At 38.7% G+C, this 23,796-nt stretch carries 26 protein-coding genes and 1 riboswitch; of the genes, 21 read left to right on the forward strand and 5 right to left on the reverse strand.

Annotation, left to right across the window (positions count from 1 at the left end; genetic code table 11):
• Positions 1 to 32 precede the first annotated feature (32 nt).
• On the forward strand, positions 33 to 431 hold the full coding sequence (locus tag F7732_RS11910) for a DUF3997 domain-containing protein (protein ID WP_151574099.1): 399 nt from the start codon (positions 33 to 35) through the stop codon (positions 429 to 431).
• A gap of 370 nt (positions 432 to 801) precedes the next feature.
• On the opposite strand, the gene F7732_RS11915 is transcribed toward F7732_RS11910, so the two are convergent.
• A complete protein-coding gene (locus tag F7732_RS11915; RefSeq protein WP_151574101.1) occupies positions 802 to 1,101 on the reverse strand; it encodes a HesB/YadR/YfhF family protein in 300 nt (99 codons plus the stop codon).
• Between the two features lie 888 nt (positions 1,102 to 1,989).
• On the opposite strand from F7732_RS11915, the gene F7732_RS11920 reads away from it, so the two are divergent.
• The 4 genes from F7732_RS11920 (at position 1,990) to F7732_RS11935 (ending at position 4,744) form a co-directional block, all read left to right on the forward strand.
• On the forward strand, positions 1,990 to 2,334 hold the full coding sequence (locus tag F7732_RS11920) for an ArsR/SmtB family transcription factor (protein WP_151574103.1): 345 nt from the start codon (positions 1,990 to 1,992) through the stop codon (positions 2,332 to 2,334).
• 14 nt (positions 2,335 to 2,348) lie between these two features.
• Positions 2,349 to 3,644, forward strand: a complete 1,296-nt coding sequence (locus tag F7732_RS11925; protein ID WP_151574105.1) for an arsenic transporter — start codon at positions 2,349 to 2,351, stop codon at positions 3,642 to 3,644.
• Between the two features lie 15 nt (positions 3,645 to 3,659).
• Complete coding sequence (gene arsC, locus F7732_RS11930) at positions 3,660 to 4,079, forward strand: arsenate reductase (thioredoxin) (RefSeq protein ID WP_151574107.1); 420 nt, start codon at positions 3,660 to 3,662, stop codon at positions 4,077 to 4,079.
• Positions 4,080 to 4,324: 245 nt separating this feature from the next.
• Complete coding sequence (locus F7732_RS11935) at positions 4,325 to 4,744, forward strand: universal stress protein (RefSeq protein WP_066442678.1); 420 nt, start codon at positions 4,325 to 4,327, stop codon at positions 4,742 to 4,744.
• A 185-nt stretch (positions 4,745 to 4,929) separates the two neighbouring features.
• On the opposite strand, the gene F7732_RS11940 is transcribed toward F7732_RS11935, so the two are convergent.
• Complete coding sequence (locus F7732_RS11940) at positions 4,930 to 5,484, reverse strand: recombinase family protein (protein ID WP_151574109.1); 555 nt, start codon at positions 5,482 to 5,484, stop codon at positions 4,930 to 4,932.
• Positions 5,485 to 5,687: 203 nt separating this feature from the next.
• Between F7732_RS11940 and ltaS the strand changes: the two genes are divergently transcribed.
• The 15 genes from ltaS to thiC all read left to right on the forward strand — a co-directional run bounded on the left by ltaS (position 5,688) and on the right by thiC (position 19,552).
• The gene (gene ltaS / locus F7732_RS11945; protein ID WP_151574111.1) at positions 5,688 to 7,628 is read left to right on the forward strand and encodes a lipoteichoic acid synthase; all 1,941 of its coding nucleotides are present in this window, start codon (positions 5,688 to 5,690) and stop codon (positions 7,626 to 7,628) included.
• Positions 7,629 to 7,783: 155 nt separating this feature from the next.
• Entirely contained in the window at positions 7,784 to 9,004 is a 1,221-nt protein-coding gene (locus tag F7732_RS11950; RefSeq protein ID WP_151574113.1) for a GTP-binding protein, read from the forward strand.
• Positions 9,005 to 9,185: 181 nt separating this feature from the next.
• On the forward strand, positions 9,186 to 10,109 hold the full coding sequence (locus F7732_RS11955) for a CobW family GTP-binding protein (RefSeq protein ID WP_151574115.1): 924 nt from the start codon (positions 9,186 to 9,188) through the stop codon (positions 10,107 to 10,109).
• On the forward strand, positions 10,072 to 11,208 hold the full coding sequence (locus F7732_RS11960; protein ID WP_161598873.1) for a permease: 1,137 nt from the start codon (positions 10,072 to 10,074) through the stop codon (positions 11,206 to 11,208). The genes F7732_RS11955 and F7732_RS11960 overlap by 38 nt, the downstream gene beginning before the upstream one ends.
• Positions 11,205 to 11,513 (forward strand): DUF1980 domain-containing protein, encoded by a 309-nt coding sequence (locus F7732_RS11965; protein ID WP_151574119.1) that lies wholly within the window; start codon positions 11,205 to 11,207, stop codon positions 11,511 to 11,513. Before F7732_RS11960 ends, F7732_RS11965 begins: the two co-directional genes overlap by 4 nt.
• 107 nt (positions 11,514 to 11,620) lie before the next feature.
• A complete protein-coding gene (locus F7732_RS11970; RefSeq protein ID WP_151574121.1) occupies positions 11,621 to 12,820 on the forward strand; it encodes a GTP-binding protein in 1,200 nt (399 codons plus the stop codon).
• Between the two features lie 61 nt (positions 12,821 to 12,881).
• On the forward strand, positions 12,882 to 13,829 hold the full coding sequence (locus tag F7732_RS11975; protein ID WP_151574123.1) for a CobW family GTP-binding protein: 948 nt from the start codon (positions 12,882 to 12,884) through the stop codon (positions 13,827 to 13,829).
• A 108-nt stretch (positions 13,830 to 13,937) separates the two neighbouring features.
• Positions 13,938 to 14,207: a 30S ribosomal protein S14 gene (rpsN, locus tag F7732_RS11980; protein WP_151574124.1), complete on the forward strand. Its 270-nt coding sequence runs from the start codon at positions 13,938 to 13,940 to the stop codon at positions 14,205 to 14,207.
• A gap of 21 nt (positions 14,208 to 14,228) precedes the next feature.
• On the forward strand, positions 14,229 to 14,480 hold the full coding sequence (locus F7732_RS11985; RefSeq protein WP_151574126.1) for a type B 50S ribosomal protein L31: 252 nt from the start codon (positions 14,229 to 14,231) through the stop codon (positions 14,478 to 14,480).
• A 36-nt stretch (positions 14,481 to 14,516) separates the two neighbouring features.
• On the forward strand, positions 14,517 to 14,882 hold the full coding sequence (locus F7732_RS11990) for a hypothetical protein (RefSeq protein WP_151574128.1): 366 nt from the start codon (positions 14,517 to 14,519) through the stop codon (positions 14,880 to 14,882).
• A 43-nt stretch (positions 14,883 to 14,925) separates the two neighbouring features.
• Positions 14,926 to 16,092, forward strand: a complete 1,167-nt coding sequence (locus tag F7732_RS11995; RefSeq protein WP_151574130.1) for an FAD/NAD(P)-binding protein — start codon at positions 14,926 to 14,928, stop codon at positions 16,090 to 16,092.
• Between the two features lie 24 nt (positions 16,093 to 16,116).
• The gene (gene rpmG, locus F7732_RS12000) at positions 16,117 to 16,266 is read left to right on the forward strand and encodes a 50S ribosomal protein L33 (protein WP_066442686.1); all 150 of its coding nucleotides are present in this window, start codon (positions 16,117 to 16,119) and stop codon (positions 16,264 to 16,266) included.
• Between the two features lie 278 nt (positions 16,267 to 16,544).
• Positions 16,545 to 16,766 carry a hypothetical protein gene (locus F7732_RS12005; RefSeq protein ID WP_151574132.1) on the forward strand — a complete coding sequence of 74 codons (222 nt, stop codon included), beginning with the start codon at positions 16,545 to 16,547 and terminating at the stop codon, positions 16,764 to 16,766.
• Positions 16,759 to 17,280 (forward strand): DoxX family protein, encoded by a 522-nt coding sequence (locus tag F7732_RS12010; RefSeq protein WP_151574134.1) that lies wholly within the window; start codon positions 16,759 to 16,761, stop codon positions 17,278 to 17,280. The genes F7732_RS12005 and F7732_RS12010 overlap by 8 nt, the downstream gene beginning before the upstream one ends.
• Before the next feature lie 234 nt (positions 17,281 to 17,514).
• Positions 17,515 to 17,629, forward strand: a riboswitch (TPP riboswitch).
• Positions 17,630 to 17,767: 138 nt separating this feature from the next.
• Positions 17,768 to 19,552, forward strand: coding sequence for a phosphomethylpyrimidine synthase ThiC (gene thiC / locus F7732_RS12015; protein WP_151574136.1), 1,785 nt, complete (start codon positions 17,768 to 17,770; stop codon positions 19,550 to 19,552).
• A gap of 238 nt (positions 19,553 to 19,790) precedes the next feature.
• Here thiC and F7732_RS12020 read toward each other — a convergent pair whose 3' ends face one another.
• Positions 19,791 to 20,621, reverse strand: a complete 831-nt coding sequence (locus F7732_RS12020; protein ID WP_151574137.1) for an immunoglobulin-like domain-containing protein — start codon at positions 20,619 to 20,621, stop codon at positions 19,791 to 19,793.
• Positions 20,622 to 20,865: 244 nt separating this feature from the next.
• On the opposite strand from F7732_RS12020, the gene F7732_RS12025 reads away from it, so the two are divergent.
• Entirely contained in the window at positions 20,866 to 22,482 is a 1,617-nt protein-coding gene (locus F7732_RS12025; RefSeq protein WP_151574139.1) for a sensor domain-containing diguanylate cyclase, read from the forward strand.
• Positions 22,483 to 22,535: 53 nt separating this feature from the next.
• Here F7732_RS12025 and F7732_RS12030 read toward each other — a convergent pair whose 3' ends face one another.
• Both F7732_RS12030 and F7732_RS12035 read right to left on the reverse strand, forming a co-directional pair.
• Positions 22,536 to 22,955 (reverse strand): disulfide oxidoreductase, encoded by a 420-nt coding sequence (locus tag F7732_RS12030; protein ID WP_151574140.1) that lies wholly within the window; start codon positions 22,953 to 22,955, stop codon positions 22,536 to 22,538.
• Complete coding sequence (locus F7732_RS12035; RefSeq protein WP_151574142.1) at positions 22,955 to 23,641, reverse strand: DsbA family protein; 687 nt, start codon at positions 23,639 to 23,641, stop codon at positions 22,955 to 22,957. The genes F7732_RS12030 and F7732_RS12035 overlap by 1 nt, the downstream gene beginning before the upstream one ends.
• Positions 23,642 to 23,796 lie beyond the last annotated feature (155 nt).

Here is a 23,796-nt window from a genome sequence, read left to right on the forward strand (position 1 = left end):
ATTTTGTTAAGTATAAAAATTAAGGAGAGAATATGTTAAAGAAACGTCAGTTAATAATTTCTTTTATTATGATGCTAACATTATTTTCAGCTGGCTGTGCTGGAGCGTCCGATTATGAGATTGATCTGCCAGGTAATTATTCGGTTATTAGGTCGTCAGCTCATGATGTTAAGATTTCTCCAAAGATAGGTGAGAATGGATGGGGACCTGAGGTAGTGCCTGCGGAAGTTGTGGAGGTTGGCTGGAATGAAAAATACATCATTGCAAAGCAGCAACAAGGTGCTAAAAATGAAAACTTCTGGATTATTGAAATAGAAACTGAAAACGTTATTGGTCCCTTAAATAATGAAAACTTTACTAATAAACAAGCAGAATACGGGATAGAGGACATCTCTTTAAAAAAGGTACAAGAATTAGAAAAGGCATATTAAGTGAACAGTACTCTTTTCTGATATCGCGATCGGATTTATAGGGATTCAGATTGTCATTCTTTCTTTTCCACCAAATATATTTGGTGGTTTTTTATTTTTTTGCTGGATCTTAGTTAATGATTTTGGCTTTCTCTTTTATCTTCGTCATTTTTCGCTTTTCATATAAAAAATAGAACTAAAAACTCATCCTAGTTTCCAGGGTATTAGGAATTTAGAAAAGGGAGGAAACTCCTGTTTGAAAGTATGTTAACTCTTAATATAATTCGGTTAATTAGTCGATTCTTTCACTATAATTTAAATAACACATAATTCAAAAAGCCCTCTGAGCAGATAAAGAGTCTACCGCACAGAGGGTTTTATTATGATTACATTATTCTGGTTTAATATAGTCATACTCCACTTCATCACTTTTTTCATTATAATCTACAAATAGATCATGACCATTAAAAAACCATAGATCAGCATCTTCAACAAAGAAGGTGATGCCGTCTGATACGGTTTCGACAACCGCATTTCTCGAATCATTATCGATCGTAAAGGCAAGAGCATACCCCTCTTGGACTGGACTTGTTCCATAAATTTGCGAGTAAAAGCGCACCTTTTTTCCCGGCTCTAAACCAACCTCATCCTTAAACCACTGCAATGCTTTATCACTAATTTGGATTTTCAAAAAGTACAGCTCCTTTTAAATTTTAGTATTATAGCTTTTCCTCTTAGAATAAAAATACATAGACTGACTGGATCAGTCTTTTACGAAAACATATATGTCATCTTAATGATAACATTTTCGCGGTATATAATAATACGACAATTCTAAGACACTTTTAAGCTATATAGCTCACTTTTTAGGAACATATATCTAATAAAATCTTGAGGCTGGAACATTAGTATTTAACATACCCTTAGATCCGAATCGTTGGGAAGTTGTCTTTCTAATCATTCGTTTTTTATGATTACAAAATATTTTTTATTAACATGAGTGAAATGGAGCGGAGGACTCTCGACTCCGGAGGGAAATAGAGGAAAAGGTGAGACCCCGCAGGCGTGCCGAGGAGGCTCAGCTTCCTCCCCTCGGAAAGCGAGAGTCCGCAGCGCAGGTGGTACGGACTTGTTTGAATACCCAAACCAAGATATTGAATATTCGTGTTTTAGAAATATTCATTTCGTTTTTTCCTAGCTCAATTACTTATGATCATCTTTTGTTTCTTTGAGTTCACTGCGATGAATTAATTCAATATAGTTTAGATTTGATTTTTGTATTTCGCAATATCCTGACTCGTTTGTTTTAATGAGATAATAGATTTCATTGTTATACCAAATTTTTCTGCACCTTTTTTCCACGTTTCACCTTCTTTTTAATTCCTGCTTTATGAACCGGCATATCTTTGTTAAGGACTAGAATGGTTATATAATTCAATTTTTCACCTTTTTTCTATTATTTAAAAGTAAAACAAAGAAACTTTTCTATTTTTGTACAGTAAAAGGATGAGATACTAAATAAGCATTTACATATATAAGCATATTATTATATAGTGATATAGGAAAAAGGGAGGCGGAAATGTTGGAATCAACTCTTGATATAGGAACAGCAGCACAGATCCTTAAATTGTTAGGTGATAAAACACGTTTAACGATGGTGAAGATTCTTGATCACCATGATTGTTGTGTGTGTGAGTTTGTCGGGATTTTTAACATGAGCCAGCCTGCAATCAGCCAGCATCTCAGAAAACTGAAGGATGCAGGGGTTGTAGGGGAAACACGCAGAGGCCAATGGATTTTTTATTCACTGAATAAAAACAGTGAATACTACCAACTGGTACAGAACCTGCTGAGTCACCTTCCAAGTCAGGATGATAAATTAGCACAACTTGAAGAACAGGGATTAAGAATTACCTGTGAGTAAAAGGAGGGAGTAAAATGACTCAAATTATACTGGCATCCTTGATTTTTTTAGCCACACTGATCCTTGTCATCTGGCAGCCTAAAGGGTTATCAATCGGGTGGTCAGCCTGTGGAGGGGCCATCCTTGCGCTTCTTGCGGGTGTAGTTGATTTTAATGATGTATTGGATGTTACATCAATTGTTTGGAACGCAACTTTGACATTCGTTGCCATTATTCTTATTTCTCTTATTTTAGATGAAATTGGTTTCTTTGAATGGGCGGCACTGCATATGGCGAGAGCGGCAAAAGGGAATGGAGTCAGGATGTTTGTCTATGTTTCCATTTTGGGAGCGCTGGTTGCAGCCTTTTTTGCAAACGATGGCGCGGCTTTGATCTTGACGCCGATTGTACTTGCGATGGTCAGAAATCTTAAATTTGAGGAAAAGATGGTTTTCCCGTTTATCATTGCAAGCGGATTTATTGCGGATACAACCTCACTTCCATTAGTTGTCAGCAATCTCGTGAACATTGTGTCTGCTGACTTTTTTGACATTGGATTTATAGAATTTGCATCCAGAATGATTATTCCGAATTTCTTCTCATTAGCGGCCAGTATTATAGTCTTGTATTTATATTTTAGAAAAAGTATTCCAAAACAATATGATTCAAACCATTTGAAGAATCCAGCTGAAGCGGTTAAAGATGGAAAAATGTTTCGTCTCTCCTGGATTGTTTTAGGAATCTTATTAATTGGTTATTTTGTTAGTGAGTTTATAAAGGTTCCTGTTTCCATCATTGCTGGTCTTATAGCCATTTTCTTTTTGATCATGGCAAAAAGAAGTCCAGCGGTAAATACAGGTACAGTCATTAAAGGAGCTCCATGGGCAATTGTATTCTTTTCGATTGGAATGTATGTCGTGGTGTATGGTTTGCGTAATGCAGGTTTAACAAGTGTTTTAGCAGATGTGATTCAAGCGGCTGCAGATCAGGGCCTTTTTGCGGCAACCATCGGGATGGGCTTTATTGCTGCGATCCTTTCGTCGGTTATGAATAACATGCCGACTGTGATGATTGATGCGCTTGCTATCGCAGATACGAATACAACAGGCGTTGTTCGTGAAGCACTCATTTATGCAAATGTGATTGGCTCTGATTTAGGGCCGAAAATTACACCAATTGGTTCACTTGCAACCTTGCTGTGGCTTCATGTTCTATCCCTTAAAGGAGTAAAGATTTCGTGGGGCACCTACTTTAAGACGGGAATCATCTTAACGATTCCAACATTATTTATTACACTGGCTGGATTATATATTTGGTTATTGATTATTTAAATGGAGGTATAAAATATGTCTAAAAAAACGATTTATTTTCTATGTACAGGAAATTCCTGCCGCAGCCAAATGGCTGAAGGATGGGCAAAGAAATATTTAGATGATGCCTGGAAGGTATACAGTGCAGGTATTGAGGCACATGGTTTAAACCCGAATGCTGTTAAAGCGATGAAGGAAGCTGGTATTGATATAACATCACAAACTTCCGATATTATTGATCCTGAAATCTTGAATCATGCCGATTTAGTTATCACACTTTGCGGTGATGCGGCTGATAAATGTCCAGTGACACCTCCTCATGTGAAGCGCGAACACTGGGGATTTGATGATCCTGCCAAAGCGGAAGGAACAGAAGAAGAGAAGTGGGCATTTTTCCAGCGTGTCAGAGATGAGATCAGCGAGCGGATTAAAACGTTTGCGGAAACAGGGAAATAGAGAAAGCAGATATCTAGTAAGTATAAATAATAGCCAGGAGAACATTTCTCCTGGCTATTTGATCTGTATTATTAATATTTTCATGTTTGTTAGAATGTATCCATTTATATCATAAGGGCTTCTGCAAATAATATAGTATATTTTTTATACAAACATATATTATACACAATTTTCCTTTTTTATCTTGAATGAATCAATGAGAAGAATTAAGATTGATAAAAGATTGTAAATCAGAGGTGAAGGGTATGTTTAATAAAATTCTGATTGCGGCTGACGGTTCTGATCATTCGATTCGCTGTGCTGAAAAAGCATTGCATCTGGGGGAACAAAATCCACAGGCCCGCTTTACCGTTGTATATGCTATTGACGGTCAAACTTCAAAGGAAGATATACTTCATCATTATGATAAAACTATCGTGAATGAAAAGAGAAGACAGCGATTAGAGCCCATAATAAATCTCCTCGAGCAAAAGGGTGTAACATATGTGGTTGAGTTTATACATGGTGAGCCTGGACCAGCGATAGTGGAGTTTGCCAATAAAGGAGAATACGACCTTATTGTCGTCGGCAGCCGCGGGTTGAACGCATTGCAAGAGATGGTATTAGGGAGTGTCAGTCATAAGATAGCAAAGCGGGTATTAGCACCTGTTATGATTGTTAAATAAGGCGTTACGATACTTTATTCCATTTCCGCCTTTCTTAAAGAATGGAAGTGCCCAAACGATTAGATAGGGAACATCTTCTAATCGTTTGGGTTTTTCCCTGTACCTTCAGAAAGCACCAAAGGAGAAAAGGTTATTATGCTTGTCATCACTGAGGCATGAAAGTCCGAGCTCCCCCTATTTGCCTTTTATGAATCCTGTGATTTCCCAAGATACCTGTACAGGGTAGTCTTACTGATCCCTGTTGTATTTTTAATATCAGCCAAGCTGTACTTCTTGCTTTCATACATTTGAATGGCTTTTTTGACATTTTCATCTGGGATTCGCGGCCTTCCTGGGATACTGCCTTTTTGTTTAGCTTCGTGAATTCCTTCTTTGGTTTTTTCGCTCAGTAGGTCTGATTCAAAATCAATAATATGTTTAACGATCTTCTTAAACGAGTTATGGTCTTCCTTACTTGTATCAATATCCTCTTGTACAGAATGGAAGAATGCTTCCTTCCATTCAATTTCTTGAAGGAGTTCAAAAAGATTCCGGGTAGAATCTGCGAATGTGAGCAGGCTGCTGACTACAATTTTATCTCCCGGCTGTACGCTTTTGATCATATTCATCAGTTCAGGACGCTGGCCAGATGAAAAATGAATTTCATTGATAAAGGTATCGCAGCCAGCTTCTTGCAGAATCTGCTTCTGCTTCTCTCTATCGGGATCGCTGGGATATGGTCTGGCATAGCCAATTTGCATAACTAGCACCTCTAACTTTCTCTATCTTCTTAGATGTAATAACTATTTTTTGGTTGAATATACATATAATGACCTGTACCAAAATAGTTCATTTTTGGGACGATCCATGGTACACTTTTGTTAATCTTTTATTACAGTAATGTTTATATTTGTAAATATATAGGATAAATATAGATGTTGTTCTCGCAGAAGGAAGGAGAAAAATGAACCTAACGCTTAATAAAAATAAAACTCATCAGTTTACGTTCTATTATATAGCAGCTGTTTTGATGCTCTGGTTAAAAACGTATATAGTTCAATTAACACAATTTGAACTGGGAATTGAGAGTGTGCTTCAGCAGTTTTTGCTGCTTTTAAATCCTTTGGGATCATCACTATTATTTCTTGGGCTGGCTTTTTTGTTTAAAGGCAAGAAAAAGTTTATAGCCTTGATTGTTATTGACTTTTTTATGTCAGCATTGTTGTTTGCCAATGTCATGTTTTATCGTTTTTTTAATGACTTTATCACGTTGCCTACTTTAACACAAACGCAAAATTTTGGTGATGTCAGCGGGAGCATCGGCACGTTACTCAGTCCTGCAGATTTACTATTTTTTGCTGATGTCGTCCTGTTGGTATTTCTATTAACATTTAATTTTAAAAGTTTAGGAGTTAAAAAGACAGCTCCAAGGAAAGTCTCTGCTTTAATGTTTTTAGCCTTGAGTATATCTTGTATTAACCTGGCTATTGCCGAAATGGATCGCCCGCAGCTATTAACAAGAGGGTTTGATAGAAACTATATCGTAAAATATCTCGGGATGTATAATTATACGATTTATGATGCAGTTCAGAGCACGAGAGCCACTGCTCAAAGAGTATTTGCTGACAGCAATGATTTGACCGAGGTTCGAAACTTTACTCAGACAAGCCGTGCAGAGCCGAAGCCCGAATATTTTGGAGCAGCTGAAGGGATGAATGTCATTTATGTGCACATGGAGTCTATTCAGAACTTCCTGATTGATTATAAATTGCATGGAGAGGAAGTTACTCCGTTTCTGAACTCTTTAACAGAGGAAGAGAATACACTTTATTTTAATAATTTCTTCCACCAAACAGCACAAGGAAAAACAGCTGATGCTGAATTCATGGTAGCAAACTCACTTTATGGGCTTCCGCAAGGTTCTGCATTTACAACGAAAGGAATGAATACGTATCAGGCTGCACCAGCGATTTTAAGTCAGCAGCAAGGATATACGTCTGCTGTTTTTCATGGAAATACAGGGAGCTTCTGGAATAGAGATGAAATTTATAAATCTTTCGGCTACAATGAGTTTTTTGATTTAAGTTACTATGAAATGAGCGCTGACCAGCAGGCTGAATATGGTTTAATGGACAAGCCGTTTTTCGAACAATCGATGCCGTATCTAAAGGCACTGCCTGAACCATTTTATGCGAATTTTATTACCGTTACTCATCACTTTCCTTTTACAATTAATGAAGAGGAAGCAACTATTGATAAGCATACAACGGGCAATAAAACGGTTGATAATTACTTTCAAACTGCCAGATATGCAGATGAGGCCCTTCAGCAATTTTTTGATGATTTAAAGGAAAACGGTTTATACGATAACTCCATCATTATTATGTATGGCGATCACTATGGTATTTCGAATAACCACAACAAGGCGATGGAGCAGGTTATTGGAAAAGAGGTCACACCATTTGAAAGTGCAGGTCTGCAGCGTACGCCATTATTTATTCGTGTACCAGGCATGGAAGGCGGCGTGAATGAAGAGTATACGGGCCAGATTGATCTGCTGCCGACACTGCTTCACTTGCTGGGGATTGAGACGGACGAATATATTCATTTAGGTACAGATCTCCTGTCAGAACAGCATGATGATATAATTCCATTCAGGAATGGAGATTTCGTGAGTTCGGTGTTTACTTACGCTGATGGCAAATTTTACGATTCCACAACTGGTGAACTGCTGGACGAAAGCCGGTTAGATGAAGCGAGGGAATATCAGACAATCGCAGAACAAAAGCTTGGGATGTCTGATAAAGTGGTAAATGGAGATCTTCTGCGGTTTTATACACCAGATAGCTTCCTCCCCGTAGATCGTTCACAGTATAATTATTTGAACAAAGAAGATCGTGAATAATAGATGCTGAAATAGGGCTGCTGCAGATCTATCTGTGGCAGTCTTTTTCAATTTAGGCATCGGAATAATAGTTTGAATAAATAATTAATTGTAAAACGTAATCATTTCGATTTATAATGATATCTATTAAAAAGATTGAGGGGAGAAGATTACCAATGACACAAAGAAAAATTCCGGTTACTGTATTAAGCGGCTATTTAGGTGCTGGAAAAACAACATTGCTTAATCATATTTTATCAAACAGAGATAACAAGAAAGTGGCTGTGATCGTCAATGACATGAGTGAGGTCAATATTGATGCAGCACTTGTAAAGCAGGGCGGCTTCAGCAGAACGGATGAAAAATTAGTAGAAATGCAAAACGGCTGTATCTGCTGTACCTTAAGAGAAGACTTAATTATTGAGGTTAATAAACTGGCAGAAAGCGGTGATATCGATTATATCGTCATTGAATCAAGCGGAATTAGTGAACCTATTCCAGTTGCACAGACCTTTACTTATATGGATGAGACATTAGATATTGATCTGTCCAGCATGTGTCAGCTTGATGCCATGATTACCGTTGTTGATGCAAATCGATTTTGGCATGATTATGCTTCAGGTGAATCATTGCTTGACCGTAAACAAGGTACAGATGAAAACGATGATCGAGAAGTAGTTGACCTCTTAATTGATCAAATTGAGTTTGCTAATATACTGATCTTAAATAAAATTGATCTTGTAGAGGAAGAAGATAAAAATGAATTGAAAGCTACATTAAAACAGCTGAATCCTGATGCCAAAATCATTGAAAGTTCCCAATCGAAAGTAGCTATGAATGAAATTTTAGATACAGGTCTATTTGATTTTGATGCAGTAAGTTCAGGTGCTGGCTGGATTAAAGAACTAAATGGTGAACATACCCCTGAAACCGAAGAGTATGGGATTAGTTCTTTCGTATACAGAAGCAAAAAGCCGCTTAACCCCGAGCGCTTTTATGCATGGTTAGAAGATTTTCCAGTGGAGGTCATCCGTATGAAGGGCTTTATATGGCTGTCTTCAAGAAACGATGAAAGCTGTCTTATTTCTCAGGCAGGTCCATCCATTGTTTTTCAATCGGGAGGAAGCTGGATTGCGGCACTGCCTGAAGAAGAACAGGCTGTTATGTTCGAAGAGGATCCAGAACTAAAGGATCGCTGGGATGAAGTCAATGGTGATCGGCTGACAGAGCTCGTCTTTATTGGTATTGACATGAATCAGAATGAAATTGAACAGTCTCTTAAAAATTGTGAGTTAACAGAAACGGAAATGCAGGGAGACTGGAACTCACTTCCTGACCCGCTGCCTTCCTTTACCGTACCAACCGCACAAACAATGATGATTGGCACGGAAGAATAAGAGAGTACTTAAAGAAGATAAAACTCGCCGAATGGCGGGTTTTTCTTTTTATATAGGCTTGTTGTAGGAATGAACATTAAAATCGGAATAATTACGATTAAACAGCAATAAATTGTAAATGACAATCTATTTCGGAAACTACTCTATGGGATTATCATTATAAATTTTAGGAGAGTCATTTATGAGAAAAATGCCGGTTTACTTAATTAATGGTTTTTTAGGAAGCGGAAAAACAACGATGATGCTTAAAATGATCAAAAAGCTTCAAGATAAGGGCTTAAAGGTCGCCGTTTTGCTAAATGAGCTTGGTCAAACGAATTTGGAAAGGCATATGTTTAAGGAGGATAACTTTTTTGAATTATTGAATGGCTGTATTTGCTGTTCTCTGCAGGACGATCTGAAGAAAGTCATGCGTGATTTATCAGGTTTATACAAGGATGGAAAAGTAGATGTTGCTGTTATAGAAGGAACAGGGGTAGCCAATCCAGGAGAAATTCACGAGATATTAAACCAGCATCCTTTCTCCGATTTATTTTCACTCCAAGAGTCTGTCTGCATAACAGATGCATCCATGCTGCAGGAATACTTAAGTTTTTTTTCCAGTTCAAAAGAAGTGCGAAACCTGCAAAAACAGCAAATCCATCATGCTTCTTATATTGTGCTGAACAAGATTGACTTGATTGATCATAAGGCGGATCTGGAGAAAGTCCGTAAATTAGTCCGAAAAATAAACCCTGATGCAATCTTAAAGGAAACATCATATGGAGATTGCATTGAAGACCTTTTTCAGACCCATTCCAGCTTAGCCAGAACAACAATAAAAAATGAAGAGAAATATGCTCACCATCGTGAGATTAAAGCTGTCAAAATTCAAAACACTGCAAATGTAGGAAGAAACGACATTCATCGCATTCTTTCAGATTTAACCGAGGATATGATTAGAGCAAAAGGAACGATCTATGATCAATCAGAAGCACAATGGTATCACTTCCAATATGCATCAGGAAAACTCCAATGGGAAAAAGTCAAAAAGATGTCCAGTTCTCTCCATGGAGAAATCATTTTTATTGGGACAAATCTTAGCAGGGAGAAAGTTTTATTATAATGAGCTTCAGCTGCCTGGTTGTTTTCAAGCAATCGGGCAGCCCGTTTTATTATCAGTGTTAAAGGAGTTGTATATGGGCCTGTTAAATCAACTTAAAAACCTGACTGTTTATCTGGTATTTTTGTTTTTTATTTATTTCTTTTTATTTGGAAATGAGGAAATACTCAACCTCTTAGGGCTTGGACTGCAAGAAGAATGGACAAGGGTATTTGACGTGTTTATTGGCATTCTTTTAGAAGCAATACCTTTTATATTAATAGGGGTCTTCATTTCTTCGATCATACAAGTTTTCTTTAAAGAAGAACAGATCAAAAAACTAATTCCGAAAAAGCCGCTTCCTGCCTTTCTGGCTGCGATAACCATCGCGATTATTACGCCTGTGTGTGAGTGTGCCATTATTCCTGTCGTAAGAAAGCTTATTCAAAAAGGAGTTCCTATTCATGCGGGAGTCACCATTTTAATTGGTGCGCCAATCTTAAATTTTATTGTCTTTGGTTCCACCTACTATGCTTTTCAGGATGATCCATTCATCTATTTTGGGAGGATCGTCATCTGTCTGCTGACAGCAGCTATTGTGAGCTTCATTATTTATATCTATTTTTCAAAAGAGAATATATTGAAAAACCAAAAAAGTGATTTTCAAAGTTTAGATATTCCTCAGAATGTGAGGGGAGATTCAAAGCTAAAAGGAATTCTGCATCATAGTGCGAACGAATTTTTTATCGTAGGAAAATACTTTATGGTTGGGGCATTGTTAGCAAGTGTGGCCCAGGTTTTTATTAGCGAAACCGCTATGCTGAACGCCACTCAGAATACAATCATTGGAACAGCTTTTATGATGGGACTAGCCTTTGTTCTCTCTTTATGCTCAGAGGCAGATGCCTTTGTTGCAGCATCCTTCAGCAGCATGGTTCCGTCGGAGTCCTTACTGGCCTTTCTTGTTTTTGGACCAATTATTGATTTGAAAAATACGCTCGTCATGTTATCAAGCTTTAAATTGAGATTTGTTCTTTTGTTCACGATAGCAGTCGTCATCGTTGTTATGATGCTTTCAATTGGGTCAGGAATTTATCTTCGAGGAAATGGATTGATACCATGAAAAATGATTGGCAATTAGCAAATGAGTTGCAGGCGATTATCTTAATCTCGTTTAGTCTCGTGCTGTTTAAGCTGTTTACTACAGGCCAAATCACAGATATGCTCGAGCCCAGGCTAATTCCCTTTGCTCTTTTTGCAATGGCGGCTATGTTTCTATTAGGTTTTTTTAGAATGATGAATAGTGATATGTATGGAGCGGACTGTGACTGTGAGGCATGTGACCAGGGAGGAACAGGCTTGTTTGGACTTTTTCAATACGGAGTGCTGTTCTTTCTGCCGATTTTTATTGCGTTTAATTATTATTAAAAAAAATCCCATCCATTATCGTTTACAAGTAATCCAAAGTACAGTATCATTCTTTATATAATAAATCGTAATGGTTACGATTTAAAAGATTCCTAAGGAGGATGTAAATGGGTAAAAAAATCCCTGTAACAGTATTAAGCGGGTATTTAGGGGCTGGGAAAACAACACTGCTTAATCATATTTTACAAAACCGTGAAGGGCTTAAAGTAGCAGTTATTGTGAATGACATGAGTGAGGTTAACATAGACGCAGAGTTAGTAAAACAAGGCGGAGAGCTTTCCAGAACGGAAGAAAAGCTTGTTGAACTATCAAATGGCTGTATTTGCTGCACGCTTCGTGAAGACTTATTAATCGAAGTTGAAAAACTGGCTAAAGCAGGAAATGTCGATTATATCGTTATTGAGTCAACAGGGATTAGTGAGCCAATTCCAGTTGCCCAAACATTCTCATACATAGATGATGAACTTGGCATTGATCTGACTCGATTTTGTACTTTAGATACAATGGTTACAGTCGTGGATGCGAACCGTTTCTGGAAAGATTACAGATCAGGAGACAGCCTGCTGGATCGAAAAGAAGCGGTCGGAGAAGCAGATGATCGCGAAATCGCCGATCTGCTGATTGATCAAATTGAATTTTGCGATGTACTCATTATTAACAAAGTTGATTTAGTTTCAAAAGAAGAATTGGCAAAACTGGAGAAAGTATTAAAAGTGATTCAGCCAGAAGCAAAAGTAATTCATAGTGTAAAAGGGAAGGTAGATCCACGGGAAATCTTGAGCACAGGCAGATTTGATTTTGAGAGAGCAAGCGCTTCGGCTGGCTGGATTAAAGAATTAACGCTTGGTCACGAGCATCATACTCCTGAAACAGAGGAATACGGTATCGGATCTTTTGTCTATTCAAGAAGGATCCCCTTTCATTCAGAGCGTTTTTACAACTGGGTCAATAATATGCCAGAAAATATTGTTCGTGCAAAAGGAATTGTCTGGTGTGCGACAAGAAATAATATTGCAATGCTCCTGTCCCAGGCTGGACCATCTGTAAGTATTGAACCTGTGTCCTATTGGGTAGCGTCATTGCCAAAATTAGAGCAGCAGGAAATCCTGCGCCAAAATAGTGATGTCTTAGATCAATGGGATCCCGTTTATGGAGATCGAATCATCAAGCTTGTCATCATTGGCACAGATCTGGATCGGGAAGAAATAGAGCTTGACCTTGATCAATGCTTATTAACGGATACAGAGCTAGAAGATGACTGGAGCGAGCTTGAAGATCCATTTAAATGGCATGTTGGTGCGTCTTAATAAAGCAAAATGTGAAAAGGACTTCGAGTTTGAAGTCCTTTTGCTGTAGGGAGAGTATTTTATGAAGAAAATTGAAATATACATTTTAGGCGGATTTTTAGGAAGCGGGAAATCAACTTTGCTGCATAATTTATTATTGGAACAAAAAAGCAAAGATAAAAAAGTGGCTGTATTGATGAATGAACTAGGTGATTTTTCGGTTGATTCTAAACTTCTGGAAGAATCGATTCCCTTGAGAGAACTGTTAGATGGATGTATCTGCTGCACCATCCGCAATGAATTGGAGGAACAGCTTTTAACTCTCTATCAGGCAGAGCAGCCAGATATTATCTATATCGAAACGACAGGTGCTGCACATCCAGTGGAGGTTCTTGATGCCTGTCTTTCTCCCATCCTTGCTCCATATATAAGCTTTTGCAGACTGATAACTGTTGTAGATGCAAAAAGGTGGCTGGATCGCGAAGTTTATTCGTTGCCAATTATGAACTTAATGGAGGAACAGATTAAATTTGCTGACATGGTTGTTGTTAATAAAGTTGATACGATAAATAAAAAAGAGCAGAGACAATTGAAAAATGAGATAAGTTCATTGAATATAAATGGTCCCAAACTATTTACAGAATATGCACAGATTGATTTACAGGAAATCGGCATAGTGAAAAAGCCAGTTTTAAAGGATACAGCCAAACTGCATGTGCATGATCATTTAAATATCCAGTCATTTTCTTATACATTTACCGGACATATTAACAAAACTCAGTTTGAAAAGTGGATCCAAGGGCTGCCGAAATCGGTTCTGAGAATAAAAGGATTTATTGTATTTGAAGAACAGGAGGAAAAAACAGTTTTATTCCAATATGCATATGGTGTTCCGCTTTCCCTTAAGCAAGACTTTCAATTTCCAAGGACATTAGTCGTAATTGGTGAAAACATAGATATTAAGAAAATGACTGAAGAACTGGCAGCGATGGATACGAAAAAGGAAGTCTGCACATTTAAAAAAAGTTAGGGACACTGGTCAAAGATGTTGCATTTCGTGAAAATTTATGATTAAATAACTTTATCTTGAAATTAAATCGTAATAATTACGATTTAATTGATCGAAGGAGTGAAATTTTTGGCGAAGAAATCTAAGGTTGTAAAAGAACAGAAGAGACAAGAGCTTGTCTTAAAATATGCAGAGTTACGCAGAGAATTAAAAGAAAAAGGTGACTATGAGGCATTGAGAAAACTGCCAAGAGATTCATCACCGACCCGCCTGAAAAGCCGCTGCCAAGTAACAGGCAGACCGCGCGGATATCTGCGTAAATTTAAAATGTCCCGGATTGCGTTCAGAGAGTATGCTCATAAAGGTCAAATTCCGGGTGTGAAAAAAGCCAGCTGGTAAATATAAAAGGAGGAATTTAAAATGAGAGAAAATATTCACCCAGAGTATCATAAAGTGGTATTCATGGACACAAATAGCGGTTTTAAATTTTTAACAGGCTCAACGAAAACATCAAACGAAACGATTACCTGGGAAGATGGAAACACCTATCCGCTGCTTAAAGTAGAGGTTACATCAGATACACATCCGTTCTATACAGGTGTTCAAAAGTTTGCTGAACGCGGTGGCCGTGCAGATCGCTTTATGCAAAAATATAATATGAAAAATAAGTAAGATGTTGCTATTAGCAAGATGGTTGGGGGTATTAGCATGAATACTCATTTAATGGAAATTCTCTCAAGAGAGATTATTAAATCACTTCCTTCGAGGCAAAAGGATATTTATGAATATGTTGTTAATCTGGAAGATGAACTGGCCAGTCAAGCTTCAACCTCGGATGAATTCATGTCACTGCTTGTCAAACATTCACCTCATCGGCAAGCTGCCGAACACTTTAATCTTTCCTTTGGACAGCTGATGATGACAATGCACAAAATTGAAGACACTATTAGTATGCAGCTTGAGCAGAAAATGGAGCATGCACAATGGCTTGATTTAACAGAAAAAGTTCGCATGCAAAATAAAAATATAGGTGATCATGTTAAATATTTTTATTTTTCCCTTCATGAAGCTTGAAGTTTAAATCGTAATAATTTCGTTTTAAAGGCAGGAGATAGACATGGTCTACGAATGGATTGTAATAGGTGGCGGCATTCAAGGCTGTACAATTGCAGCGTTTCTACTGAAAAATAACAAAGTATCAGCAGATCAGCTGCTCATCATTGACCCCCATGAAACACCGCTATACCGTTGGACCAAAACAACAGAAATGATTGAGATGAAATTTTTAAGATCACCGTCTGTACATCATCTGGATGTTGAGCCTTTCTCTTTGAGAAAATATGCTGACGACCAGAATCGAAAGAAAAGTGATTTTTATGGAGTATATAAACGGCCTTCATTGGAGCTTTTCAATGAGCATAGCCAAGCTCTGTTTCGAAATCTCAACATGGAATCCTGCTGGCATCAAGGCTGTGTAAATGGAGTTGACCGGGAAGATGCTAGCTGGACCATCAACACTGAAGCTGGGAATCGTTTTAAAACGAAAAACGTGGTACTGGCACTAAGTGTGAATGGCCAGCTGAATATACCGGAATGGGCTAGTAACCTTAAAGCTCACTCACATCAGCTCTTCCATATTTACGATGAAGCTGCCGATTTAACGAAAATAAAGCCTTCTATTGCTGTTGTGGGAGGCGGCATCTCAGCTGCCCATTTAGTCATCAAGCTGTCAGTCTTGTATCCCGGCCAGGTTCATCTAATTAAAAGGCATCCTTATCGGGTTTATGACTTTGACAGTGATCCAGGCTGGTTAGGACCTAAAAATCAGAAGCCATATCAATTGATTAATGACTATGATACAAGAAGAGAAATGATTAAAACGGCAAGAAATCGAGGCTCCTTGCCGCAAGAGCTATTCCGTAAACTGAAGAAGCTTGAGCAGGATCGAATTCTCAAAGTGATCGATGGTGAGATTATTTCCGCCCGAAACGGGAGAAATCACGAGCTTAGCTTAACCACCGAAAATGGTTCTGTTGAAGTTCAGTCCGTTATCCTTGCAACTGGTTTTAAGCCTGAAAGACCCGGTGGCGGCTGGCTGGAAAAGACGATTGAAAAATACAGTCTGCCTTGCGCAAGATGCGGATATCCCATTGTTAGTCCGTCCCTCGAATGGTGTCCGCATTTATATGTGATAGGACCGCTGGCCGAGCTGGAGATGGGACCGATTGCAAGGAATATTTCTGGAGCCCGTCAAGCGGCTGAAAGAATTGTTTTAAGTGTATAAATCAAACGAAAAGGAGTTTTGATCATGAGAGTAAACATTACACTTGCTTGTACAGAAACTGGAGACCGTAATTATATTACGACGAAAAATAAGCGCAACAACCCGGACAGAATTGAATTAATGAAATACTGCCCGCGCTTGAAGAAGCGTACATTGCATAGAGAGACGAAGTAATTTTATTTGAGAAGCCGGCTGGCGCACTATTGGTGCTGCCGGCTTTTTGCGTATTGTATGTCTTGAGCGGGGTTTGGCGGATAAATCGCTGTTTTGGGCGGATATATTTTTTTACGGCGGATAAATCCCATTTAACGGCGGATATCCAGGGTTCAAAGGTCTAGTAGTTATATTTTTTTAAGGTTTTGCAGTATTTTTATTGAATTCTTCGTTTAATCCAGCTTTTTTTCCTCAAATGAGCTCCAATAATCGGATTCTGATGTAAATAGAGGGCAGAAATGTCAGCAGCGGCAATTTCCTCACTAACACAAATGCTTTCTAGTGATGAAGATTCTATAAAAAACCACATTGTTCAACATTCCGTCACATCTTTATTACAACATTGTGAAGTTTATCACAATGTTGATGTAGAGTACCCTCCACCATGGTATATTCTAAGTGTAAGAAGCAATCATAAAAATAATCTTTCACTAAAAGAAAGGGAGATGCAAGATGATTAACACTTGGTTAAGAGAAAACAAAATTGCAGCAGCACTATTAACAGTTATACGTGTTTATTGGGGATATTTATGGATTACAGCAGGCTGGGGGAAAATCACAGGAGGATTTGATTCAAAAGGATTCCTGGCTAATGCAGCCGCAAACCCGGTAATGGGACCAGATGGTGCACCTGTTTTTGGCTGGTATAACAGCTTCCTTCAAAGCTTTGCCTTACCGAATGCCGATCTATTTAACTTCATTATTCCATGGGGCGAATTCTTAGTAGGACTTGGATTAATTCTTGGATGCTTAACAACAGCAGCAGCATTCTTCGGAATTTTGATGAACTTCTCTTTCTTGCTTACAGGTACTGTATCTCATAACCCGACAGACATTCTAATGGGTGTATTCATTCTAGCAGCTGGCTACAACGCTGGAAGATTCGGACTTGACTATTATGTAATGCCTTTTATCCGCAAGCAATTAAATAAAGGGAAAGAAGAAGAGAGTGGAGCGAACGTTAGCAGAGTGTAATGTGAATTTTCATTAATAATCTATTGTAAACAAATTATATAGTATGAGGTTGAATTAGGCTTACTAGTTCAACCTTTTTTTAGTTCAGTTTCTGAAGCTACATCTAGCAATCTTTAAAAGCTACTATATAACTTCCGCTCAGTATCAGAGTTTCTTTCGTCCTATTTTTCAATAAATCCTAAAATATCCTTTTATTTACTGTTCGTTTATATTAAACTAAAAGCACAATTGAATAGTTATAACTGGGGGAGTCCAATAAGCTGGGCTGAGAGGGAAACGCGATAAAGTTTCTTGACCCTTTGGACCTGATCTGGATCATGCCAGCGTAGGGAAGTTAGTGAATACTTGCTATGTATACTTCTGCATATTCTGAAGCTGGGTCTGTTTATTTTACAATGGACCCAGCTTCTTTTTATGCACTTCACTGAAGGATGTCTTTGCATTTCCCGAGATCATGTCCTTAACATTATGTTAAAGGAGAGATAAAATGATCAACCCCACAGTAAACGGTAAAATGATTTCCATTATGTCCAGCTTTCCCGGCAGCAAAAAAGTGTATGTAGAAGGTACTAGGACTGATATCCAGGTGCCAATGAGAGAAATTGAACTAAGTGCCACCACCGGATCTTTTGGAGGTGAGAAGAACGAGCCCATACGTATTTATGATACAAGCGGACCGTATACGGATCAGAATTATGCAGTGGATCTGACAAAAGGATTGCCGCCCATTCGCCAGAAATGGATCGATGAACGCGGAGATATTGAAAGCTATGAAGGTCGCAGGGTAAAGCCAGAAGATAATGGTTACCGCAATGAAGACGACCAGCGTACCCAGCACGGTGTGTTTCCCGGGCTAAAAAGAAAGCCTCTGCGGGCAAAACGAGGAAAAAATGTTACACAGCTTCATTATGCAAGGAAAGGGATTATCACACCTGAAATGGAATTTATCGCCATTCGGGAAAATATGAATCCTGAATATATCCGTGAGGAAGTCGCCCGCGGACGAGCCATCATTCCAGCAAATATTAATCACCCTGAAAGTGAACCAATGATTATTGGCCGCAACTTTCATGTGAAAATCAATGCCAATATCGGCAATTCCGCTGTATCCTCGTCAATTGAAGAAGAAATTGAAAAAATGACTTGGGCGACGCGCTGGGGTGCTGATACTATTATGGATTTATCGACCGGGAAAAATATACACAAAACACGGGAATGGATAATCCGAAATTCAGCTGTTCCTGTAGGCACTGTTCCAATCTATCAGGCACTTGAAAAAGTGAATGGGATTGCGGAAAATCTTAATTGGGACGTATTTCGCGATACTCTGATTGAGCAAGCTGAACAAGGGGTAGATTATTTTACAATCCATGCTGGTGTGCGGCTGCATTATGTTCCATTAACAGCTAAGCGAATGACTGGTATCGTATCACGCGGCGGTTCCATTATGGCTCAGTGGTGCTTATCTCATCATCAAGAAAGTTTTCTATACACACACTTTGAAGAAATATGTGAAATCATGAAAACCTATGATGTGGCCTTCTCATTAGGCGATGGCCTCCGTCCTGGCTCAATCGCAGATGCAAATGATGAAGCTCAATTTGCCGAGCTTGAAACATTAGGTGAGCTGACTAAAATTGCCTGGAAGTACGATGTACAGGTAATGATTGAAGGTCCTGGACATGTTCCAATGCATTTAATTAAAGAAAACATGGATAAGCAGCTTGAAATCTGTCAAGAAGCTCCATTCTATACATTAGGTCCGCTAACAACCGATATTGCACCAGGCTATGATCATATAACCTCTGCAATCGGCGCAGCCATGATCGGATGGTATGGAACAGCCATGCTCTGCTATGTGACGCCAAAGGAGCATTTAGGACTGCCAAATAAAAATGATGTCCGGGAAGGTGTGATCACTTATAAAATTGCTGCCCATGCAGCCGATTTGGCTAAAGGCCATCCAGGTGCCCAAATAAGAGATAATGCTTTATCAAAAGCAAGGTTTGAATTTCGATGGAAGGATCAGTTTAATCTCTCCCTTGATCCAGAACGGGCACTGCAATATCATGATGAAACCTTGCCTGCAGAAGGTGCTAAGACGGCTCACTTCTGTTCCATGTGCGGACCCAAATTTTGCTCAATGAGAATTTCTCAGGATATCCGAAACTATGCAAAAGAGAATATGCTTGTTTCAACTGAAGTTATAGAGCAGGGGATGAAGCAAAAGGCAGAAGAATTTAAAGAAGGCGGAAGTCAAATCTATAAATAGAACCATTTTGATATCTTGGTGAAATTGCAGTTTATTTTCGCTTATGTGCTGGATGAATGCTGAAGCACAGCTGGGTGAGAAAACAGTAAAAGGGGAGCATCTTATCCTAAAGGATCAACACATATGAAAAGCCAAAGAGCTCATTATCATATGAGCTCTTTGGTTTAGGGAAAATGCTATAGCAAGGAGTTTCCCAGCTATGAAAATTTGAAGTCTCGCCATTTAATCAGTCTTCTATTTATTCAATCGTAAATGATGCGGATATTCTGTCATCCTCTGTCAAAGTTTGAATTACACGATAGGTTCCTTTTTCAAGCTGAGAAAGCTCGACATCCTGCGAAAAAGTGCCTTCATTTCTTAATAATATCCCTATTGCTGGTGCCATTTGTTCAAACTCAAACTGCTCCCAATTTTCTCCGTTCCATTTATCCAATATCACACCATAACCAGTACCTAATTCAATCGTCCCCAAGTTTGTCAGCGTAACGGTCATCTTTTCTTCAGGGTAATAGTGTGTCTTGTCTAAATCAATTCTTGCATTTATTTCGTTATAGGGTACAAAGATTTGATGATATTCCTGTTTCCGAATTTCATCATTTTCACCTATTGCTACTTGTTCAATATAATAAGCAACATTCTCTTCATCTGGAATGGTAATAAAATAACTTGGATCCTGGCGCTCAACTGTTTTTTCTATGATCGTTTCAAACTTCCTTTCTTCATAATTAAATTTCAAGAATTCAACTTCATATCTTGCAGTGGGTGATAATCCATCGGGATCGATTTCAAATTGGTCCCCAGCCTTGTATACACGATGTGTTGTACGCTGATAACCTTCCTGATCACGATTTTCAAAAAAGACTGAATCCATTAAATCCAAAAATGATTTACTCTCAAATTGAATAGCTGTGTTTACTTTTGATTTGTCGATCTCTTTTAATTGCTGTGGAAGATCATTTGGTATCGTGATCTCTTTTTCTTCCTTTTCTACATGGTCTGTGCCGGCCGTACCTGAATTGCATCCAGTTACGAAAAGGGCAAATAAAGCGAATAAGATGATTTTTTTCATTTTTTTCCCTCCTAAAACAATAGACGGAGGAGATGGGAAAATGTTACTTCTTAGAACTTCATCTGTAAAACTATTTTGAAATATTAAACTGTATTTGTAAATCGGCTATACAAAAATTCCTTCACATCTTATATACTTACTATGTTCATGATTGATCATTATATAGCTTGAAAAAAGTTGCATCCTAGAATATACCTCCATGAAACGCAGCAACAATAAGATTAAACAAACGGAGAGGTTCTATATGTTATTTTCTAGTAGTCTGCAAAGGCAACTATCGATTATTTTTGGCATTCTTATGGTATTTTTAGTCATTATACTAAGTTTTTTAATTGGGCAGCGTTCCATTCAGGAAGTACAAACGGAAATTGGTGATTCATTAGCAGATATGGCCTATTTAATGGGGGACAAGCTTGATCGGTATATGTGGTCAAGAAATGGCGAAGTTGAGATTATCAGTGAAATGCAGACCATTAAAGAGCAGGAAAATCTTAACGAAATCGACCAATTGCTGAATCAGGTAAGAGAAAGCTTCCCTGCTTTCAGCTGGATTGGATTAACCAATGAAGCAGGGGAAGTTATTTCAGCTACAGATGATATTTTAAGAGGAATAGATATTTCAGAGAGGCCAGTTTATCAGGAAGCATTGGAAAGGCCGTTTATTGGTGATGTTCATGAAGCGGTACTGCTGGCTGAGTTATTGCCAAATCCTACTGGAGAACCGATGAAATTTGTGGATATTAGTATGCCTATTACAACCGATGGTGGTGTTTTTACTGGAGTATTGGCGGCACACTTAAGCTGGGAATGGGCTAAAGAGGTTGAAATGGCCATGCTGAATACTTTAAAAGGCAGAGAAGATCTTGAAATTTTCATTGTTGGCAAAAATCATGATGTTCTCCTAGGACCTGAAGAAATGCTGGGTCATACGCTGAATTTTAATGAGTTAAAGCATGCCGAACCAGATCAGGCTGCTTGGGCTGTAGAGAAATGGGACGATGGAAAGGAATATTTAACAGGTTTTGCTTTAACGGATGGATATAGAGACTATGAAGGTCTGGGTTGGACTGTCATTGTCAGGCAGACGGTGGACGAGGCATATGCTCCAACGAAAGAGATGTTAAGCTATTTTATTGTCTGCGGCATCATTTTGGCTGTTCTTTCTTCCCTTTTAGCTTCTTTAGTGGCCAGAAGAATGGCTGCACCATTGAAGGAAATATCGAGCATTGCGGACCGGCTGCGCGGAGGGGAAAAAATTGATATCCCAATCTATAGAGGAATTGAGGAGATTGAATCTCTGTCCATTTCTTTGCGAAAACTAATAAAACAGTTAACCAAAACAGAAACTGATTTAGTAGAAATGGAAAATGTGGCTTCAAGGGATCATTTGACAGGACTTGCGAACCGTAATGGTCTTGAACGTTATCTGGATCGGGTTACACATGAAAATACCCCCTTAACGATATTGTATCTAGACTTAGATGGATTTAAAAAAGTAAATGATACGTTAGGTCACGATGCGGGTGATCAGCTCCTGATTGAAACAGGAAGGCGCCTCAAGCAGAATATCGAGAATGGCGAGTTCGTTGCAAGACTTGGCGGAGATGAATTTATCCTTGTTTTGAAATCTCCAGAAGATCCAGTTCAAAGAGGAATCGATATCGGAAATCGGATTGTCTCCATGCTTGGTGATGCCTTTATCATTGATGAACATATTGTTCATGTCGGCTGCAGCGTAGGCGGAGCGGTGTATCACCCTGAAATCAACAACATCACTTCGGTCATCCGTCTAGCTGATGAAGCATTATATAAGGTGAAAAGAACAGGGAAAAATAGAGTGTATATGTCGGAAGCGCATTAATGGTGCTCTGACATTTGAAAAGGGTGATCCTAAGGCGGGATCACCCTTTTGATTTATCTTTTGATGCGCATCATTAACAGTAAAACAATAATTAGTGTAAATGCCGTTAAGGCCAGGAAAGGAATGGTTACAAACCCAAACCAATCGATATACTTGGCATTGCAGGGAACGCCATTTGCACATGGTTTGATTTCGGCAAAACCAGGAACCATTTGCAGCAAGTAATGATAGATGGAAATGCACCAGCCAATCACAGCCATTGGCAAGGCAATTCTTTTCACTGTATGATCCTGATAAAAAGCGCCAATTCCTAAAACAAAAACAAGCGGATACATGAAGATACGCTGATACCAGCAGAGTTCACAAGGGACAAAGCCGCGGATCTCACTAAAATAAAGGCTGCCAAGTGCAGCAATCATGGAGATGACCCATGCAAGATATAAAAAGAGCTGACTCTTCTTTTGTGCCTCCATTATTCTTGATCCTCTAATGCTTCATCAATCACACTTTTTATTTTTTCATAATCAAAAGGATCTTCTATCATCACTTCATTAACCATAATGGTTGGTGTTAATTGTATTTCGTACTCTTCAACAAGGGAGGTATCTTTATTTACCTCTTCCACAACCGCTTCCGTCTGCATTGCTGCTTCTAGATCCTCAGCAGCAATGCCAGTTGTTTCAGCCGCCACTTCGTGTATTTTATCCACCGTCAGCCATACAGTATCATGATCATTTTCAGGCTGCTCTGCAAATAACTTCTTATGGAAGTCCCAATAGGATTCAGGTTCAAGTTTTAGCACGGCTTCTGCAGCAGCAGAGCCTAAAGTGGATTCCTCCCCATGAAATAAGACATTGATATAACCAAACTCAACTTGTCCACTTTCTACATAATCATCCACAAGCTGCGGGTAAATGCTTTCTCCCCATGCTTTGCAGGCTGGGCACTTAAAGTCGCCAAACTCAACGACTTTCACCGGTGCATCTTCTTCTCCTAATCTAGGCTGTTTTTCCAGTGATGGCTGCTTTGAGAATTCAGTACCGGGTTCATTTTCTTTCTGGTTATTGCTGTTGAGCACAACAAACACCGCAATGGAAGCAAAGACTAAAAGAGTCAAAACAATAATAAATGTATTAGATGATTTCTTTTTCTGTGACATGTATAAATCTCCTTTTCTAGTTGTAGCTTTACTATTTTATCAAATGGCTGAAAACTATTCAAAAGGCTATTGGAAGGATCCGCTTTGCAGGCGAGGCTTGTGAGGTACAAATATCCATACTTCACCATACCATAGTAGCAGCGTCTTATTAGGGG

This window comes from Bacillus mesophilum (assembly GCF_008923265.1).
GTDB classification, from domain to species: domain Bacteria; phylum Bacillota; class Bacilli; order Bacillales; family Cytobacillaceae; genus Cytobacillus; species Cytobacillus mesophilum.